We start from the raw sequence: 15373 nt of genomic DNA, 5'->3' as shown, positions 1-15373 counted from the left end.
CAGGGCCGATGTGCTGGGAAACCGCTCCCGACGTTGAACCGTTGATAATTCTATCCCCTGGAGCTCATTCAGCCGAACCGGATGTGACCGCACCGGCGGCCGGAGCCTCCGCGTCACTGCGGATGTCGATGCGCCAGCCGGTCAGGCGGGCGGCCAAGCGGGCGTTCTGGCCCTCCTTGCCGATCGCCAGCGAGAGCTGGAAGTCCGGCACCACGACACGCGCCGTCTTGGCACGCTCGTCGAGCACCCGCACGGACACAACCTTGGCCGGGGACAAGGCATTCCCGACGAACGTGGCCGGGTCGTCCGAGTGGTCGATGATGTCGATCTTCTCGCCACCGAGCTCGTGCATGACGTTGCGCACACGGGCACCCATGGGGCCAATGCAAGCGCCCTTGGCGTTCACTCCGGCAACGGTTGATTTCACCGCGATCTTCGAACGGTGACCTGCCTCACGTGCCACCGCGGGGATCTCCACGGTGCCGTCCGCGATCTCCGGGACCTCGAGGGCGAACAGCCGCCGCACGAGGTTCGGGTGGGTGCGCGAGAGAGCGATCTGCGGCCCACGGGCACCGCGCGACACGCTCACGACGTAGCACTTGATGCGCTCGCCGTGGTTGTACTGCTCGCCCGGCACCTGCTCGGCCGGCGGGAGCACACCCTCGGTGTCGCCGACCTGCACGACGACCATGCCGCGGGCGTTCGCGCGGGCGTCGCGCTGGACGACACCCGCGATGATCTCGCCCTCCTTGGCGGCGAACTCACCGAACGTGCGCTCGTGCTCGGCGTCGCGCAGGCGCTGCAGGATGACCTGGCGCGCCGTCGTGGCCGCGATGCGGCCGAAGCCTTCCGGAGTGTCGTCCCACTCCTCCCGAACCGCACCGTCCGGCGCCAGGTCCTGCGCGATCACGCGCACGACACCGGTCTTGCGGTCGATCTCCACCTTCGAATGCGTGGCATGCCCTTCGGTGTGCTTGTAGGCGGTCAGCAGTGCTGACTCGATCGCCTCCAGGACCGTCTCGAAGGGGATGTCCTTTTCACGTTCGATCGCCCTCAGGGCGGCGATGTCGACGTTCACCTCGGCTCCTCCTTCGGTGCTTTCCGAGTGAGCCGAGCCAGTTCCTCGACCGGCGGCTGCTTGAACTCGATCTCCATGACCGCGCGTTCGATGTGTCGGTACTCCACGCGTCGCAGCTCGTCCTTGTGCAGCAGCTCGACCCCGGTCTCGTCGCACTCGCCGACCCGGCCGAACCACTCGGGCTGATCGGGCTGCTTGATCTTCACGAGACGCAGGTGAGCGCGCTTCCAGTGGCGCGGGCGCGTCAGGGGCCGGTCGACACCCGGCGAGGTGACCTCGAGGGTGTACGGCCCGTTGATGATGTGGTCGTGCTCGTCGAGTGCGGCGGAGACCACACGGCTCGCCTCGGCGACCTCGTCGAGCCCGATTCCGTCTTCGCCGTCCACGACCACCTTGACCAGACGGCGGCGCCCAGCCTGATTCACGTCGAGCGCGTCGAGGTCGAAGCCCGCGGCTTCGAGAGCTTCCCGCACAACGGGTGCTAGCTGCGCGGAAAGCTCTCCGCGCGGCGGGCTGGACACGTGGTGTCTCCTTCAGTTCGAACGCATGAAAACCCCGGCCGACGGTGTTTCGGCGGCCGTGGACGACCAGACTATCTCGTTCGCCCGGCTCCCACCGCGCCGCACGGCTGCTGGCAACATGGGTCGCGTGATCTCCGAAACGGTCAGCCGCCGCCGGGTGCTGTTCGCGGTGGCCGCCGCGCCGCTCGCCGTCGCGTGCACCGCAGAACCGCCGCCGCCACCGCCGCCGGACCCGCTCTCGGCCCTCGCGGCGCAGGCCCGCGCGGACGCCAAGCTGGCCCAGTCGCTGACGACGGTGCCCGCGGCCGCGGAGATCGCCAAGGCCCGTGAGACGCACGCCTCGCTGCTGCAGGCCGAGGTCGACCGCGAGCGCCCGCCGCTGTCGTCCACCGCGCCGCCCGCCCCCACCGCGCCGCCCACGCCGCCGGACCCGCTGGCCGCGTTGCGCACCGCGCTCGACGAGGCCGTCCGCGAGGCCTCGGCCACCGTCGCCTCGCTGCCCTCCTACCGCGCCGGTCTCGTCGGCTCGGTGGCCGCCGGCTGCGCGTCGCTGCGGGAGGTGCTCGCATGAGCGTGGAGGCGGTGCAGACCGCGCTCGGGACCGAGCACGCGGCGTTGTGGACCTACGGCATGGTGTCGGCGTTCCTGAGCGACCAGGCGGCCGCCGTCGCGGAGGGCTCGAACCTGCACCGCGCGCGCCGGGACACGACCGAGCGGTGGCTGCGTGACCACGGCGCGACCCCGAACCCGCCCGCGGCGGCCTACCTGCCGCCCTCACCGGTGTCGGACGGGCCCTCCGCGCTGGCCGCGCTCGTGGCGGTCGAGCAGGACACCTGCGCCGCGTGGCGCGGTGTGCTGGAGCGGACAGACGATTCCGGTCTGCGGACGTCGGCGCTGGAGGCGCTGACGACGGCGGCGGTGCGGGCGACGCGCTGGCGCAAGGCCGCGGGGTCCACCCCGGCATCGATCACGATGCCGGGTGTCGCCTCGGGCTGACGCTAGCCGCCGAACGACGACGCGAGTCTGATCGCGTCGTTGGAGACCTTCTTCATGTCCTTGTTGTGCGCGAGCGCGTCGGCTCCCCTGGTCGGCGAGTCGGACTCGACGATCACGACCAGCTGGTCGCGTTGCTCGGAGGCGTACCCGCCGTTGGCCAGCGTGGTCAGCGGCGGCACGCTGATGGCCTTGTCGAGCACCAGGTCCTTGACGTTGCCGGTGCCGTCCTTCTGGGTGAGCTCCCGCAGCTGCCGCGCCTCGTCGGCCGTCTTCATCTTCACGACCGACACCGACGAGTACACGGTGCGCCCGTCGGGCAGCTTGGCCGTGTAGAAGGCCCGCGTCAGCTGCAGGCACGGCGTGGTCTTGAAGAACGCCTGCGTCTGGCTCGTCGAGTGGGCGGCGCAGTCGCTGTCCTTCACCGGTTCCGGCAGCTCCGGCACGGTGGTGAACTCGTACTCCCCCGCGGTCTTCTGCGGTTTGGCGACCGGCTGGTCGACCGGGTCCGACGGCTGCAACACCCACCACACGAACCCCGACACCACCGCGACGCCGACGAGCGCCAGCGCCTTGCCCACCCACGTCGACTTGCGCTGGGGCGGAGGCGGCGGCGGGGGCAGCTGCCCCTGGCGGTTGTCCATGATCGACTGCAGCTTCACGAGCTCGTCGGCCGGGTACAACGGCGCGGTGTCGGTGGGCCTCGGTGGGAAGCGAGGCAGGTTCTGGGTCACCTCTTCAGGTGACTGGCGTGGTTCCGACACAAGGACCCACGGTAACGGACGGCAGTCACGCGAGCGCTTCGAGCACCCGGTCAACGTCCTCGATCGTGTTGTACAGGTGACACGCATACCGCGTGCGACCTGCACGAACCGAGGACACGACCCCCTGAACGGGTGGACGGCCGACTGAGACGATCGCCGAGCCGTTGGGCGGCAGCCCCAGACCGGTCAGAAGGCGGTCCGTCAGGCTCACGCAGTGCGCGCGCACGGCTTCGAGGTCAAGAGAAGCCACCCACGGCAGCGCAACCGCCGCACCGACGTGCGAGAACCACGTCGGCGAGAGGTCGAACCGCCGTGCGTCCGAACGGAGCACGAGCTCGGTGCCGTAGTTCTCGCCGGTGCTGTACCAGTTGGCCGCCAACGGCTTGAGAGACGCCATCCGGTCGGGACGCACCGCCATCCAGGCCGCGCCGCGCGGTGCCATCAGCCACTTGTAGGCCACGCCGACGACGAAATCGGCCCACTCCAACGACAACGGACGCCAGCCGGCGGCCTGCGACACGTCGAGCAGCACGGGTTTGCCCGAGGCGCGCAAGGCATCGAGGTCCGCGATCTTCCCGTCGGCCGACTGGACCACGCTCACGGCGACGAGATCGGCTTCCTCCACCGTGGACACGATCTCGTGACCGGCCGCGACGAACGGCAGCGTGACGCTGGTGAACTCGCCGGGGTCGCCGAAGACCTTCGAGCCGGCCGGCAGGGACTGCGCGACGAGGGACACGAACTGCGACACCGTCGCGCCGCAGGCGACCGACTCCGCGGGCACCCCGACCAGCTGCCCGAACGCCGCTCGCGAGGTCTCGACGACCTCGTTGAACGTGGACGACGTGTCCTGGCCGCGCCGCCACCGTTCATGGGAGGCCGCCACCGCGTCGGCGACGTGCCGGGGCGGCACGCCGATGGACGCCGTGTTCAGGTAACCGGGCTCGACGTCGAAGACCGCTCCGAAGGCCTCACGCATGTGCGAGCTGCTTGTCGCGCTTGCGGCGCGCGTAGACCTGCTTCTTCACCCGTGCGATCACGGCCCCATCCTGCCCGACGACGTCCGTCTCGAACCAGATCAGCGCCTTGTCGCCGTCCCTGGTCCGGTCCAGGACCTCGGCGACGTGCTCGTCGGTCAGCCGGAACTCGGCGTGCACGGTGCCGCGGCCGGGCGCGACGAACTCGATCTCACCGGCCCGGTCCCACACGACGTGCTCGCCCTTGAGCTGGTTGAACAGCAGCAACACCCAGAACGGGTCGGTCATCGCGAAGAGCGATCCGCCGAAGTGGGTGCCGAAGAAGTTGCGGTTCCACGGGCGCAGGCGCATCCGCACCCGCGCGTACCGGTAGTCCGGCGAGATCTCCACGACGCGGATGCCGGCGAACAGGAACGGCGGCCACAGGTTCATCCCGAAGCGCAGGCGGCTTGCCTTCATAAAAAACAGTGTTACACAACGTCCGCCAGACTGTCCGCAACTTCCTCCGGCGAGGGCGTGTGACGTATCTCCCGAGCTATCTGACCAGCGGCTTCCCGGTAGGACGAGTCAGCGAACAGCCGCCGCACGCAGTCCGCGATCGGCCCGGCGCTGAACGCGCCCGGCCGCAGCGCCGCACCGGCCGCGACGAGCGCGTCCGCGTTGCCGAACTGGTCGGCTCCCTGCGGCAGTACGACCTGGGGCACGCCGGCGGCGAGCGCGCCCAGCATCGTGCCGCTGCCTCCGTGGTGCACGGCGACGTCCGCGTACCGGAGCACCTCGGCCTGCGGCAACCACGGGTGGACCGTCACGTTCGGCGGCAGGCGGTCGAGCGAGACGTGCGGGGCGGCCACGACCACCTGCGCCTCGCGGATCTTGCCGAGCCCCACGACGGCCTCGGCGAGCAGTTCCCGCGTGCCGAACGCGGTGCCGAGCGTGAGGTAGACCAGCTTCCCGGCGGTGCGCACCGGCACGTCACCGGGCGGCGAGAACGGCACCGGCCGCAACGGGATCCGCTCCTCGGTCAAGAAGTCCGCGTCCTGCAACGAGGGCGGGCAGATGTCGAGGTGCCGGCCGCCGGTGGGCCGCACGAGGCCGATCCCGTCCGGGAACATCCGCCCGAACCCGTGCCACAGCGCGGGAAACCCGCGGCGCCGGGCCTCGGAGACGACCTCGGGCACCGCCCACCCGCCGATCACGAGATCGGGCAGCAACCGCTCCAGCTCCTGCGCGATGTCCTCGGCGTAGATCTCGCCGAACACCAGCCCCGGCCGGAACGGCCGCAAGCCGAGCTTGCCGAGCACCGGGTGCATCTCCTCGCCGACCGCGTAGTGCACCTCGTGCCCGGCTTTGCGCAGGGCCTGCGCCAGCGGGATCAACGGGTACGTGTGGCCCGGGGTGGCCATGCTGGCGAAGAGCACGCGCATGCCGTGACGATACTGAGTCCTCATGGGAACCAACCGCGAGAAGATGATCAACGGCGAGCCCTATCTCCCGGCGGACCCCGAACTGGACGCGGACCGGCGCCGCGGATGGCGCGAGATGGCCCGGTTCAACGCGCACGACCCCGAGGACCTCGGCGGGATGTACAGCATCCTCAAGGGGTTCGTGGCGGAGATCGGCGAGAACTCGACGTTCCTCCCGCGCCTGCAGATCGAGTACGGCTACAACACCCGCATCGGCGCGAACACGTTCATGAACTACGACGGGATCATCCTCGACTGCGGCCCGGTGACCATCGGCGACCACGTGATGATGGGCCCGCGCGTGCAGCTGCTGACGGCGTTGCACCCCGTCGAGGACCACGACGCGCGCATCGAGGGCTGGGAGACGACCGCGCCGATCGTCATCGGGGACAGGGTGTGGTTCGGCGGCGGTGTGATCGTGTGCCCCGGTGTCACCATCGGCAACAACACGGTGGTCGGCGCGGGCAGTGTCGTGACGCGCGATTTGCCTGCTCACGTGCTTGCGGTCGGCAACCCCGCACGGGTGGTTCGTAAGATCTGAGGTCATGCGCAGCGAGGAGATCCAGATCCGCACCGGTGCCGACGAGGTCGTCCACGACCTGACGCGGGAGTGCCAGCGATTCCTCGACAGCGAGAGCGGCGACGGCCTGCTGCACGTGTGGGTGCCCCACGCGACGGCGGGCATCGCCATCATCGAGACGGGCGCGGGCAGCGACGACGACCTGCTGACCGCGCTGGAGCGCATCCTGCCCCGTGACGTGAAGTGGCGGCACCGGCACGGCACCCCCGGCCACGGCCGTGACCACGTGATGCCCGCTCTGGTGCCGCCCTACGCGACGATCCCCGTTCTAGGCGGTGTGCTGACGCTCGGCACCTGGCAGTCCATCTGCCTGGTGGACACCAACGTCGACAATCCCGTCCGCACGGTCCGCCTGAGCTTTCTCGCCGGCTAGCCCGGCCTTCTTCACGGCCAGCAACACGAGCCCGATGAGCGCGACCCCGCCGAACACCCACCACTCGGTGCCGACGGAGCCGCCGTACATGAGGCTGCGCAGGCCTTCCGCCGAGAACCGGAACGGCGTCCACGACCACAGGACCGCCCTGTAGACGGGGTTGAGCAGCTCGGGCACCTGGCCCGCGACCGCCGGCGCCATCAGGTAGAGGACGCCGAGGACGCCCATCGCGCGGACGCCGAGGTGCTTGAACAGTCCGGCCTGCAGCAGCGCGAACGACACCGCGACGGCGAGCAGGAACGCGAGCGCCTGCGCGCTGAACGTGACGCCCCACCACGCCAGCAGCCCCGCGGTCGAACCGGTGACGAGGACGGCTGCGGTCACCGCCGACAGCCACCTCAGCCTCCCGCCCTTCAGGACCACGAACAGCAGCCCGGCGATCATCCCGCCGACCCACAGCAGCGCGGACGCGGCGAGCGGCGCGGTGCGTTCGGCGGCGGTCGGCGTGACGGCCTCGACCTCGACCGGCAGTCCGGCGCCCTGCGCGACGCCGGTCAGCACCTGCTGGGCGACCTGCGTGCCGGACGGGTTGACCGCCGGGTTCAGCCGGATCGTCGCCTGGCCGGGCGCGATCTCCAGCACCCCGTAGACCTCCTTGTCCCGCAGGAGGTTCCGGGCCTCGTCCGCGGACACGACCCTGATGTCGATCTCGGCCGAGTCGGCTCTCGCGACGCGTTCCGCCATCGGCGGAGGCGCCACCACGGCGAGCGGGACGTCGTGCGGGTGCACTGTGGCCTGCACGCCGAACGTCAGCAGCCCCAGCAGGAACGCCACCCCAGCACCTGCGACGGCGGTGATCAGCACGGTGCGCATCGTCGACCCCTTAGTTCATCAAGCGTTGAATTTAGTGGGCACGCTACGCCCCGGTCGTCACAGAAGTCAACGCGCGATGAATTAAGTCGCTGTCAGACCCACCAGGTACCGTTTCCCCGTGACTTACCCAGGTGGCGGCGGACAGGGCGGCTGGAACGACCAGCAGGGCTGGGGCCAGCAGCAACAGGGTGACCACCAGAGCGGTGGGTACCAGACGGGCGGCTACCAGACCGGCGGGTACCCGCAGACCGGCGGTTTCCCCCAGCAGGGCGGATTCGGGGACCAGGGCCAGTTCCCGCAGCAGGGTTACGGCGGGTACGGCGGCCTGGGCGTGTACGGCGGCTTCGACGACGAGCCGCCGAAGAAGGGCAAGAAGACGCTCTGGCTGGTGCTCGGCACCGTGGTCCTGGTGCTGCTCGTCGGCGGCGGCCTCACCTGGTTCCTGCTCTCGCGCCAGGACAGCACGACGGCGACGACCGACCCGTCCCCGTCGCCCAGCACCTCCGCGCAGCCGACCGACGCCGCCTGCCCGAAGGACGAGGCCCGGCAGTGCGTCGAGACGGCGCTCGGCTTCAACTACGAGGTCCCGAAGAACTGGGACATCATCGCCGACGCCAAGATCCCGGTGGAGGGCTTCGCGGGCATCTCGCTGTCCGGCGTCACCACCTACGGCGACTACACCTGCGAGGGCAAGTCGTTCACCAAGGGCACCAACGGCGGCACGCTGCTCCCGAAGAGCGACATCAACACCACGGCCACCGAGTTCACCAAGGCCCTCGCCACGCAGTACTACTCGTCGGGCGGCGACCCGAAGGTCACGACGACGACGCCGAAGCCGGTGAAGATCCAGCACACCCAGAAGGACGGCAAGAAGGTCACCATCGAGGGTGTGCAGGTCGACGCCACCGTCACGCAGACCGGCAACAAGTGCCTGGCGAGCAAGGGCATGGTGAAGGTCGTGGTCCTCAACGGCACCAACAAGCTGCACGTGCTGGCCGTGAACGGCGACCTGGAGGGTGGCGGTGGCGGCGCCACCCCGCCGCTGCCCAAGGAGTCCGACCTGCAGAAGATGGTCGACTCGCTGGTGCCGACCTCGTAGGACCTGCCGCGCCGCCGTCCGATGTGGACGGCGGCGGGCACTCCGCCGCTCGCCGCTGTTCGACATGACAGCTGCCGCGACAACGTGATCGCGTCGCGCAGACGTTCCTGGCACTTCACCAGTGCCCGCACGGGATGACGTCCGCGGACCACTCCCGCTCCGCGACACCAACTTCACGAGGCCTGGCCGGATCCCCGCGGGTTCCTCGCGCGAGGCTCAGCAGGCGTTCGGCCTTGCCGAACGCGGACACAACTCGGCGCTCTTTCCGCACAACGCCGAACGCCGGGCCCCGCGCCCACTTCCAGCGCGGTGCCCGGCGTTCAGTTCCTGCTTCAGCTGGTGACGACCTGCACCAGGTGCTCGACGGCCTCGGCGACCGGCACCTCGACGCGCTCGCCGGAGCGGCGGTCCTTGACCTCGACCGTGCCGTCCTTCAGGCCGCGGCCGACCACCAGGATCGTCGGGATGCCGACGAGCTCGGCGTCCGCGAACTTCACGCCGGGGCTCGCCTTGCGGTCGTCCAGCAGCACCTTGAGGCCCTTGGCGCTGAGCTGCTTCGCGAAGTCCTCACCGGCGCTCATCAGCGTCTCGTCCTTGCCGGCGACCACGACGTGGACGTCGGCGGGCGCGACGTTGCGGGGCCAGATCAGGCCGCGGTCGTCGTGCGACTGCTCCGCGATGGCCGCGACGAGACGCGAGACGCCGACGCCGTACGAGCCCATGGTGATGCGGACGGGCTTGGAGTCCGGGCCGAGGGCGTCGAGCGAGAACGCGTCGGCGTACTTGCGGCCGAGCTGGAAGATGTGGCCGATCTCGATGCCGCGCGCGGCGACCAGCACGCCCTTGCCGTCCGGGGAGGCGTCGCCCTCGCGGACCTCGGCGACGTCGATGACGCCGTCGGGCGTGAAGTCGCGGCCCACCACCAGGTCGACGACGTGGTGGTCGGCCTTGTCGGCGCCGGTGACCCACGCGGTCCCCTTGACGACGCGGGGGTCGGCGAGGAAGCGGATGCCGTTGGACTGGATGGCCCCCGGACCGATGTACCCCTTGACCAGGAACGAGTTCTTGGCGAAGTCGGCCTCGTCGACCATCGCGACCTCGGCGGGTTCCACGGCCGCTTCGAGGCGCTTGAAGTCCACCTCGCGGTCGCCGGGGACGGCCACCGCGAGCAGCTCCCAGTCCTTGCCGGGCTGCTTGACCTTCACGAGGACGTTCTTCAACGTGTCGGCCGCGGTGAACTTGCGGTCGGTGTTGGCGTTGAGGAAGTCCACCAGCGTCTCGATGGTGGGGGTGTTCGGCGTGTGGTGCACCTGCGCGGCGGGCTTGTCGTCGATCGGCTGCTCGGCGGGCGCGGGCGTGGCGACGGCCTCGACGTTCGCCGCGTAACCCGACTCGGTGCTGCGCACGAACGTGTCCTCGCCCGTCTCGGCGACGGCGAGGAACTCCTCGGACGCCGAGCCGCCCATCGCGCCGGACGTGGCGGAGACGATCACGTACTCCAGGCCGAGCCGGTCGAAGATGCGGATGTAGGCGTCGCGGTGGTTCTTGTACGACTCGCTCAGGCCCTCGTCGGTGAGGTCGAACGAGTACGAGTCCTTCATCAGGAACTCGCGGCCGCGCAGGATGCCCGCGCGGGGACGCGCCTCGTCGCGGTACTTGGTCTGGATCTGGTACAGCGTGACCGGGTAGTCCTTGTAGGAGCTGTACTCACCCTTCACGGTGAGGGTGAACATCTCCTCGTGCGTGGGGCCGAGCAGGTAGTCGGCACCCTTGCGGTCCTTGAGGCGGAACAGGTTGGGGCCGTACTCCTCCCACCGGTTCGTCGCCTCGTAGGGCTCCTTGGGCAGCAGCGCGGGGAACTGGATCTCCTGCGCGCCGAAGGCGTCCATCTCCTCGCGGACGACGGCCTCGATGTTGCGCAGGACCTTGAGGCCCAGCGGCAGCCAGGTGTACCCGCCCGGCGCGACGCGGCGGACGTAGCCGGCGCGCACCAGCAGCTTGTGGCTGGGCACTTCGGCGTCCGCCGGATCCTCGCGAAGGGTGCGCAGGAACAGCGACGACATCCTGGTGATCACGGTGGGTGCTCCTCGTTCACGGGCAGTTGTAGCAGCGTACTGGTTGGACGTTCCCCGAAATCGCGCGCGGTGCTCCGGTCCGGCCCTGACCTGCGGTGACCGCAATTGTCAGACCCCCTGAGTAGCGTCCGTCCCATGCCGCTGACCATTGACATGATCACCATCGACACGGGCGACGCGCGCAAGCTCGCGGAGTTCTGGACGGCTGCCCTGGGCACCACGATCCAGAACGACTGGGGTGAGTTCATCGTGCTCGCTCCGTCGACCGAGTCCGGTCCGGCGCTCGCCTTCCAGCAGGTGCCGGACGCGACGCCGGGCAAGAACAGACTCCACTTCGACTCGCACGTGCCGGACCGCCTGGCGGAGGTCGCCCGCCTGGTCGAGCTCGGCGCCGCGGAGGTCGCGGTGCACAGCGTTCCCGGCCTCGTGTGGTCGGTGCTCGCCGACCCGGACGGCAACCAGTTCTGCGTCGGCCAGTCGGGCGAGGAGCTCTAGAGCTCTTCCGCCCGCCCGTAGTCGATCCAGGTCCGCGCCACCTCGAACCCGGCGCGCTCGTACACGCCGAGCGCACGGGTCGAGTTGGCCGAGTCCACGGAGAGCCCCGCTCGGTGGTAGCCCTTCGCCCTGGCCTGAGCCAGCGTCCAGCTCAGCAGGGCGGAGGCCACACCGCGCCCGCGGTGCTCCTCCAGGGTGCCGACGTCACCGATCCACAGCTCGCGGACGCCGGTCATCTCCTCGACGACCGGGTAGTGCCGCGCGAGCACGAACCCGACCACCGCGTCGTCCTCCGACAACGCCAGGAAGGAGGATTCTGGAACGAACCGCAAGCTGTTGGTGAACGACGCCGCCCATTCCTCGGGGCTGCGTTCGACCGACCCCCCAGTGCTGCGCGAACGCCGCGTTGCTGACCAGGCGGACCTCTTCGTCACGGGCCGCGGAGAACGGCACGATCTCGTAGCCGGCCGGGACCGGGACCTGGGCGAGTGACTCGCCCAGTGCCACCTCCAGCTCGTAGAAGTGGCGGTCGGCGCCGAAGCCGAGCTTCTCGACCAGTGCGACGTGCCCCTCGGACCGGCTCTCGACCATCGTGCACACCGCTAGAGGCAGAGCCGGGTGCCGTGCGACGTGGAGGTCGCGCGCGAGTGCCGCGAGGCGGGGCAGGAGCCGCAGCCCGATGCCCGCACGCCGGTGCTCGGGGTGCACCATCCCGTCGAGCCGGACGCGGTGCGTGCCCACGGGGTTGTCGCGCAACGCGACCAGCCCGTAGGCCACGAGCCGTCCGTCCGCGAGCACCGCCAGCGAACCACCGGGCAGGTCGGAGTCGCCGAACGACTGGGCGAAGTCCTCTTCGGACAACAGTTCGCCGGTGTCGTCGACCGCCTCGGCCGCGTTGTAGAGCGCGGCCACCGCCGGGATGTCCGCCATCGTGAGCGGGCGCCACACGAGTTCCACGTCGATCGACGCTACGGAAAGGAGACGGACCCAACAACCGAATAACGCGTTGCCCGAGACGTGCCGCCAGCGCCATCCTGCGTGCGATGACATCTCCAGAGATCACACCGCTGTACGAGGACGTGACGTTCCACGGGCCCCTGTCCGAGGAAAGAGCGGCCCGCCTCATCCGTTCGCTCATGCCGCTGGACGGCGCCCACGTGCTCGACCTCGGCTGCGGCTGGGCGGAGTTCCTCCTGCGCACCCTGGAGGCCGCCCCCACGGCCAGCGGCACCGGCGTGGACCGGAACGCCACGGACATCGCGCGAGCCCAAGCCAACGCCGACGCCCGAGGCCTGAGCGACCGCGTCAGCCTGCAGGTGGCCGACGTAGCCGAATGGCGCCCGACCAGGCCGGCCGACGTGGTCATCGTCAACGGCGCGACCCACGTGTGGGGCGGAGACCCGTTGCAGCACACGGTGAACGCACTCACCGAGGCCAGGAAACTGCTCGCTCCGCGCGGCCGGCTCCTGCTCGGCGAGGGCTTCTGGGAACGCGAACCCACCGAGGCCCAGCTCGCCGTCATGCCGGTCCCGCGAGACCAGTACGGCTCGCTGGCCGACCTCGTGGACCTGGCGCAAGCCCACGGCTTCCGCTTGCTAGCCGCGGAACAGGCGAGCCTCGACGAGTGGGACGTGTTCGAGAACGGCCACGGCCTCGCCTGGGAACGCTGGCTGCGCGACAACCCGGACTCCGAGCACGTCGCGGAGATCAGGGCCAAGGCCGACAAGGCCCGCAACTACCGGTTGCGGGGATGGCGCGGAACGATGGGCCTCGCCTACCTGACGCTGCTGGCGCCCTAGAGACCGCGGCCTGGGCGACGCAGGCGCTCCGCGACGCAGGCGCCGCGCGACCCCTGCACGGCGTGACCCGCGGCTTGCGCGGTCCGCGCAGCCCAACCACCGCGCAGCCCAACCACCGCGCAGCCCAACCACCGCGCAGCCCAACCACCGCGCAGCCCAACCACCGCGCAGCCCAACCACCGCGCAGCCCACGCGGCACGGCCGGCACAGCAGCTCCGGCTGGCACGCCTCAACGCTCGCCCACGACGCCCTCAGGACGCAGCCAGGCATCATGGGCGAGCGACGCGGACGGCCGAGCGCGTCCACGTCGCGCCGAAGACCACGCAGGTCCAGCGGTTTCCGTCCACTGCCCTACCCTTTGACCCGTGCTGGTGCTGCTTCCCCCGTCGGAGACCAAGGCGATCGGCGGCGAGGGCGCGCCGCTCGACCTCGACGCGCTGTCGTTCCCCGAGCTCAACCCGGTGCGCGACAAGCTGGTGTCCGCGCTGGCCGATCTCGCGAAGGACGTCCCGGCGAGCCTCAAGGCGCTCGACATCTCCGAACGCCAGGTCGACGAGGTGCACCGCAACGCGTCGCTGCGCACGTCGGAGACCACACCGGCGCTGTTGCGCTACACCGGCGTGCTCTACGACAACCTGGACTTCCCGTCGCTCAAGAAGGCCGAGAAGGAACGCGCCTACGAGCGGCTCGCGGTCGCCTCGGCGCTGTTCGGCGCGGTCCGCGGTGGTGACCCGGTGCCCGCGTACCGGTTGTCCGGCGGCAGCACGCTGCCGTCCCACGGCAGCCTCCGCACGGTGTGGAAGCCGGCGCTGGAGCCGGTGCTCGAGGAGGCCGACGAGTTCGTCGTCGACCTGCGTTCCGGCGCCTATTCGAGCCTCGCGCGGATGCCGCACGCCGTCGTCGTCCGGGTGGTCACGAGCGAGGGCAAGGTCGTCAGCCACTTCAACAAGGCGCACAAGGGTCTGCTCGCACGGGCCATCGCGAAGTCCAGCGCGGAGCCCGCGGACCTGAAAGGCCTGGTCAAGCTCGCGCGCAAGGCCGGGCTCACGATGGTGCCGACCGGCGAGAAGACTGCGGACCTGATCACCGGTTAATTCGGTTGCGCGCACGAAACGCGCGCGGCAAGCTTCTCCCCGAAGCGTGACAACGGAGCTGGATCGAGGAGGTGCGACATGTCAGAGCCTGTCTTTGGGCGCGGCACCGCACTCGCGACCCGTCCAGCCGCCCTTCGCGCCTGATCAGCACCGTTTGATCGCAGAGCGCCAGTAGGGCGGTCACCTTCATCTCTTGGGAGACCCCACCGTGCGCGAGCACGATCTTTTCGAACGTTACGAATCTGCTTTCGACGGCGCCGACGACACCATGCGGCGCAAGGGAAAGCGCACCAACCGCAGGGCCGACGACGCGGAACCCACGCGTCGCGGCCGCATGACCGAAGAAGAGAAGCTGCGCGTCGCACGAGTGCGCGAGGACCAGCTCAGCTCGGCGGACACCCCCGAGGACGGCGATCGCTGGTCCACCTGGGGTGACGCCGACCAGGGGCCGAAACCGCACCCGGACTGGCTCATCACGGAACTCGCCGCGGTCGACCGCGAGCTGGGCATCGTGAAGACCGGTAAGGAGGCGGACGTCTTCCTGCTGGAACGCGCGATGGGCGACAGGTCGTGCCTGCTCGCCGCCAAGCGCTACCGCAGCAACGACCACCGGATGTTCCACCGCGACGCGGGGTACCTCGAGGGTCGTCGCATGAAGAAGTCCCGCGAGACGCGGGCGATCGCGAACCGCACCGCGTTCGGGCGCAACCTGATCGCGGAGCAGTGGACGGTCGCGGAGTTCGCCGCGCTCTCCAGGCTGTGGCAGATCGGCGCCCCGGTGCCGTATCCGGTGCAGCGCAGCGGCACCGAGCTGCTGCTGGAGTTCATCGGCGACGCCGAGGGCAACGCGGCACCGCGGCTCGCGCAGACCCGTCCCGACGAGGACGAGCTGCTCGACCTGTGGCGTCAGCTGGTCTCGACGCTGATGACGCTCGCCGAGGCGGGCATCACGCACGGCGACCTCTCGGCGTACAACCTGATGGTGCACGACGGCAGGCTGGTCGTGATCGACCTGCCGCAGGTGGTCGACCTCGTCGCGAACCCCCGCGGCGTGGAGTTCCTCGACCGGGACGTCCGCAACATCTGCGGCTGGTTCGCCTCGCGCGGACTGCCGCCGGAGATCGGCGACCCGTCCGCGCTGGTGACGACGCTGCTGGACGTGGCGGGCATGGGGTGAGACAGGGCGTCG

General features: G+C 70.1%; 19 protein-coding genes. 9 read left to right on the top strand and 10 right to left on the bottom strand.

The window, feature by feature from the left end; genetic code table 11:
- Positions 1–64 precede the first annotated feature (64 nt).
- Entirely contained in the window at positions 65–1078 is a 1014-nt protein-coding gene (nusA, locus tag ORI60_RS40355; RefSeq protein WP_266043276.1) for a transcription termination factor NusA, read from the bottom strand.
- Complete coding sequence (gene rimP, locus ORI60_RS40350; RefSeq protein WP_090009504.1) at positions 1075–1599, bottom strand: ribosome maturation factor RimP; 525 nt, start codon at positions 1597–1599, stop codon at positions 1075–1077. Before rimP ends, nusA begins: the two co-directional genes overlap by 4 nt.
- Positions 1600–1726: 127 nt before the next feature.
- On the opposite strand from rimP, the gene ORI60_RS40345 reads away from it, so the two are divergent.
- Positions 1727–2170, top strand: coding sequence for a hypothetical protein (locus ORI60_RS40345; RefSeq protein ID WP_266043275.1), 444 nt, complete (start codon positions 1727–1729; stop codon positions 2168–2170).
- Positions 2167–2595, top strand: a complete 429-nt coding sequence (locus tag ORI60_RS40340; protein WP_266043274.1) for a ferritin-like domain-containing protein — start codon at positions 2167–2169, stop codon at positions 2593–2595. Before ORI60_RS40345 ends, ORI60_RS40340 begins: the two co-directional genes overlap by 4 nt.
- 2 nt (positions 2596–2597) lie before the next feature.
- Here the strand turns inward: ORI60_RS40340 and ORI60_RS40335 are convergent, their stop codons facing one another.
- From ORI60_RS40335 to ORI60_RS40320, 4 genes are read right to left on the bottom strand one after another with little or no spacing between them, the layout of a single operon-like run.
- Entirely contained in the window at positions 2598–3326 is a 729-nt protein-coding gene (locus tag ORI60_RS40335) for a hypothetical protein (protein ID WP_266043273.1), read from the bottom strand.
- A gap of 55 nt (positions 3327–3381) precedes the next feature.
- Positions 3382–4335, bottom strand: coding sequence for an aminotransferase class V-fold PLP-dependent enzyme (locus ORI60_RS40330; protein ID WP_266043272.1), 954 nt, complete (start codon positions 4333–4335; stop codon positions 3382–3384).
- Complete coding sequence (locus ORI60_RS40325) at positions 4328–4792, bottom strand: DUF4442 domain-containing protein (RefSeq protein WP_266043271.1); 465 nt, start codon at positions 4790–4792, stop codon at positions 4328–4330. The genes ORI60_RS40330 and ORI60_RS40325 overlap by 8 nt, the downstream gene beginning before the upstream one ends.
- 11 nt (positions 4793–4803) lie before the next feature.
- A complete protein-coding gene (locus ORI60_RS40320) occupies positions 4804–5757 on the bottom strand; it encodes a glycosyltransferase (protein WP_266043270.1) in 954 nt (317 codons plus the stop codon).
- A 22-nt stretch (positions 5758–5779) separates the two neighbouring features.
- Between ORI60_RS40320 and ORI60_RS40315 the strand changes: the two genes are divergently transcribed.
- On the top strand, positions 5780–6337 hold the full coding sequence (locus ORI60_RS40315) for a sugar O-acetyltransferase (RefSeq protein ID WP_266043269.1): 558 nt from the start codon (positions 5780–5782) through the stop codon (positions 6335–6337).
- 4 nt (positions 6338–6341) lie between these two features.
- Positions 6342–6749 carry a secondary thiamine-phosphate synthase enzyme YjbQ gene (locus ORI60_RS40310; protein WP_266043268.1) on the top strand — a complete coding sequence of 136 codons (408 nt, stop codon included), beginning with the start codon at positions 6342–6344 and terminating at the stop codon, positions 6747–6749.
- Here ORI60_RS40310 and ORI60_RS40305 read toward each other — a convergent pair.
- Positions 6645–7622, bottom strand: a complete 978-nt coding sequence (locus ORI60_RS40305) for an ABC transporter permease (RefSeq protein ID WP_266043267.1) — start codon at positions 7620–7622, stop codon at positions 6645–6647. The two genes, ORI60_RS40310 and ORI60_RS40305, sit on opposite strands and share 105 nt — an antisense overlap.
- A 118-nt stretch (positions 7623–7740) precedes the next feature.
- Here ORI60_RS40305 and ORI60_RS40300 point away from each other — a divergent pair, with 118 nt between their 5' ends.
- Positions 7741–8721, top strand: coding sequence for a hypothetical protein (locus tag ORI60_RS40300; protein WP_266043266.1), 981 nt, complete (start codon positions 7741–7743; stop codon positions 8719–8721).
- A 332-nt stretch (positions 8722–9053) separates the two neighbouring features.
- Here the strand turns inward: ORI60_RS40300 and ORI60_RS40295 are convergent, their stop codons facing one another.
- Positions 9054–10796: a proline--tRNA ligase gene (locus ORI60_RS40295; RefSeq protein WP_266043265.1), complete on the bottom strand. Its 1743-nt coding sequence runs from the start codon at positions 10794–10796 to the stop codon at positions 9054–9056.
- Between the two features lie 135 nt (positions 10797–10931).
- Here ORI60_RS40295 and ORI60_RS40290 point away from each other — a divergent pair, with 135 nt between their 5' ends.
- On the top strand, positions 10932–11291 hold the full coding sequence (locus ORI60_RS40290) for a VOC family protein (protein WP_266043264.1): 360 nt from the start codon (positions 10932–10934) through the stop codon (positions 11289–11291).
- Here the strand turns inward: ORI60_RS40290 and ORI60_RS40285 are convergent.
- Together ORI60_RS40285 and ORI60_RS40280 are read right to left on the bottom strand one after the other, a co-directional pair.
- Positions 11288–11596 (bottom strand): GNAT family N-acetyltransferase, encoded by a 309-nt coding sequence (locus ORI60_RS40285; protein ID WP_266043358.1) that lies wholly within the window; start codon positions 11594–11596, stop codon positions 11288–11290. The two genes, ORI60_RS40290 and ORI60_RS40285, sit on opposite strands and share 4 nt — an antisense overlap.
- Positions 11496–12248, bottom strand: coding sequence for a GNAT family N-acetyltransferase (locus ORI60_RS40280; RefSeq protein WP_266043263.1), 753 nt, complete (start codon positions 12246–12248; stop codon positions 11496–11498). Before ORI60_RS40280 ends, ORI60_RS40285 begins: the two co-directional genes overlap by 101 nt.
- A gap of 86 nt (positions 12249–12334) precedes the next feature.
- On the opposite strand from ORI60_RS40280, the gene ORI60_RS40275 reads away from it, so the two are divergent.
- The 3 genes from ORI60_RS40275 to ORI60_RS40265 all read left to right on the top strand — a co-directional run bounded on the left by ORI60_RS40275 (position 12335) and on the right by ORI60_RS40265 (position 15361).
- Complete coding sequence (locus ORI60_RS40275; protein WP_266043262.1) at positions 12335–13090, top strand: SAM-dependent methyltransferase; 756 nt, start codon at positions 12335–12337, stop codon at positions 13088–13090.
- Positions 13091–13455: 365 nt separating this feature from the next.
- Positions 13456–14184 (top strand): peroxide stress protein YaaA, encoded by a 729-nt coding sequence (gene yaaA / locus ORI60_RS40270; RefSeq protein WP_266043261.1) that lies wholly within the window; start codon positions 13456–13458, stop codon positions 14182–14184.
- Between the two features lie 208 nt (positions 14185–14392).
- Entirely contained in the window at positions 14393–15361 is a 969-nt protein-coding gene (locus ORI60_RS40265; protein WP_416234574.1) for a serine protein kinase RIO, read from the top strand.
- Positions 15362–15373 lie beyond the last annotated feature (12 nt).

This window comes from Lentzea sp. NEAU-D7 (genome assembly GCF_026242055.1).
GTDB lineage: Bacteria > Actinomycetota > Actinomycetes > Mycobacteriales > Pseudonocardiaceae > Lentzea.
This window is presented reverse-complemented; position numbering and strand designations above follow the sequence as displayed.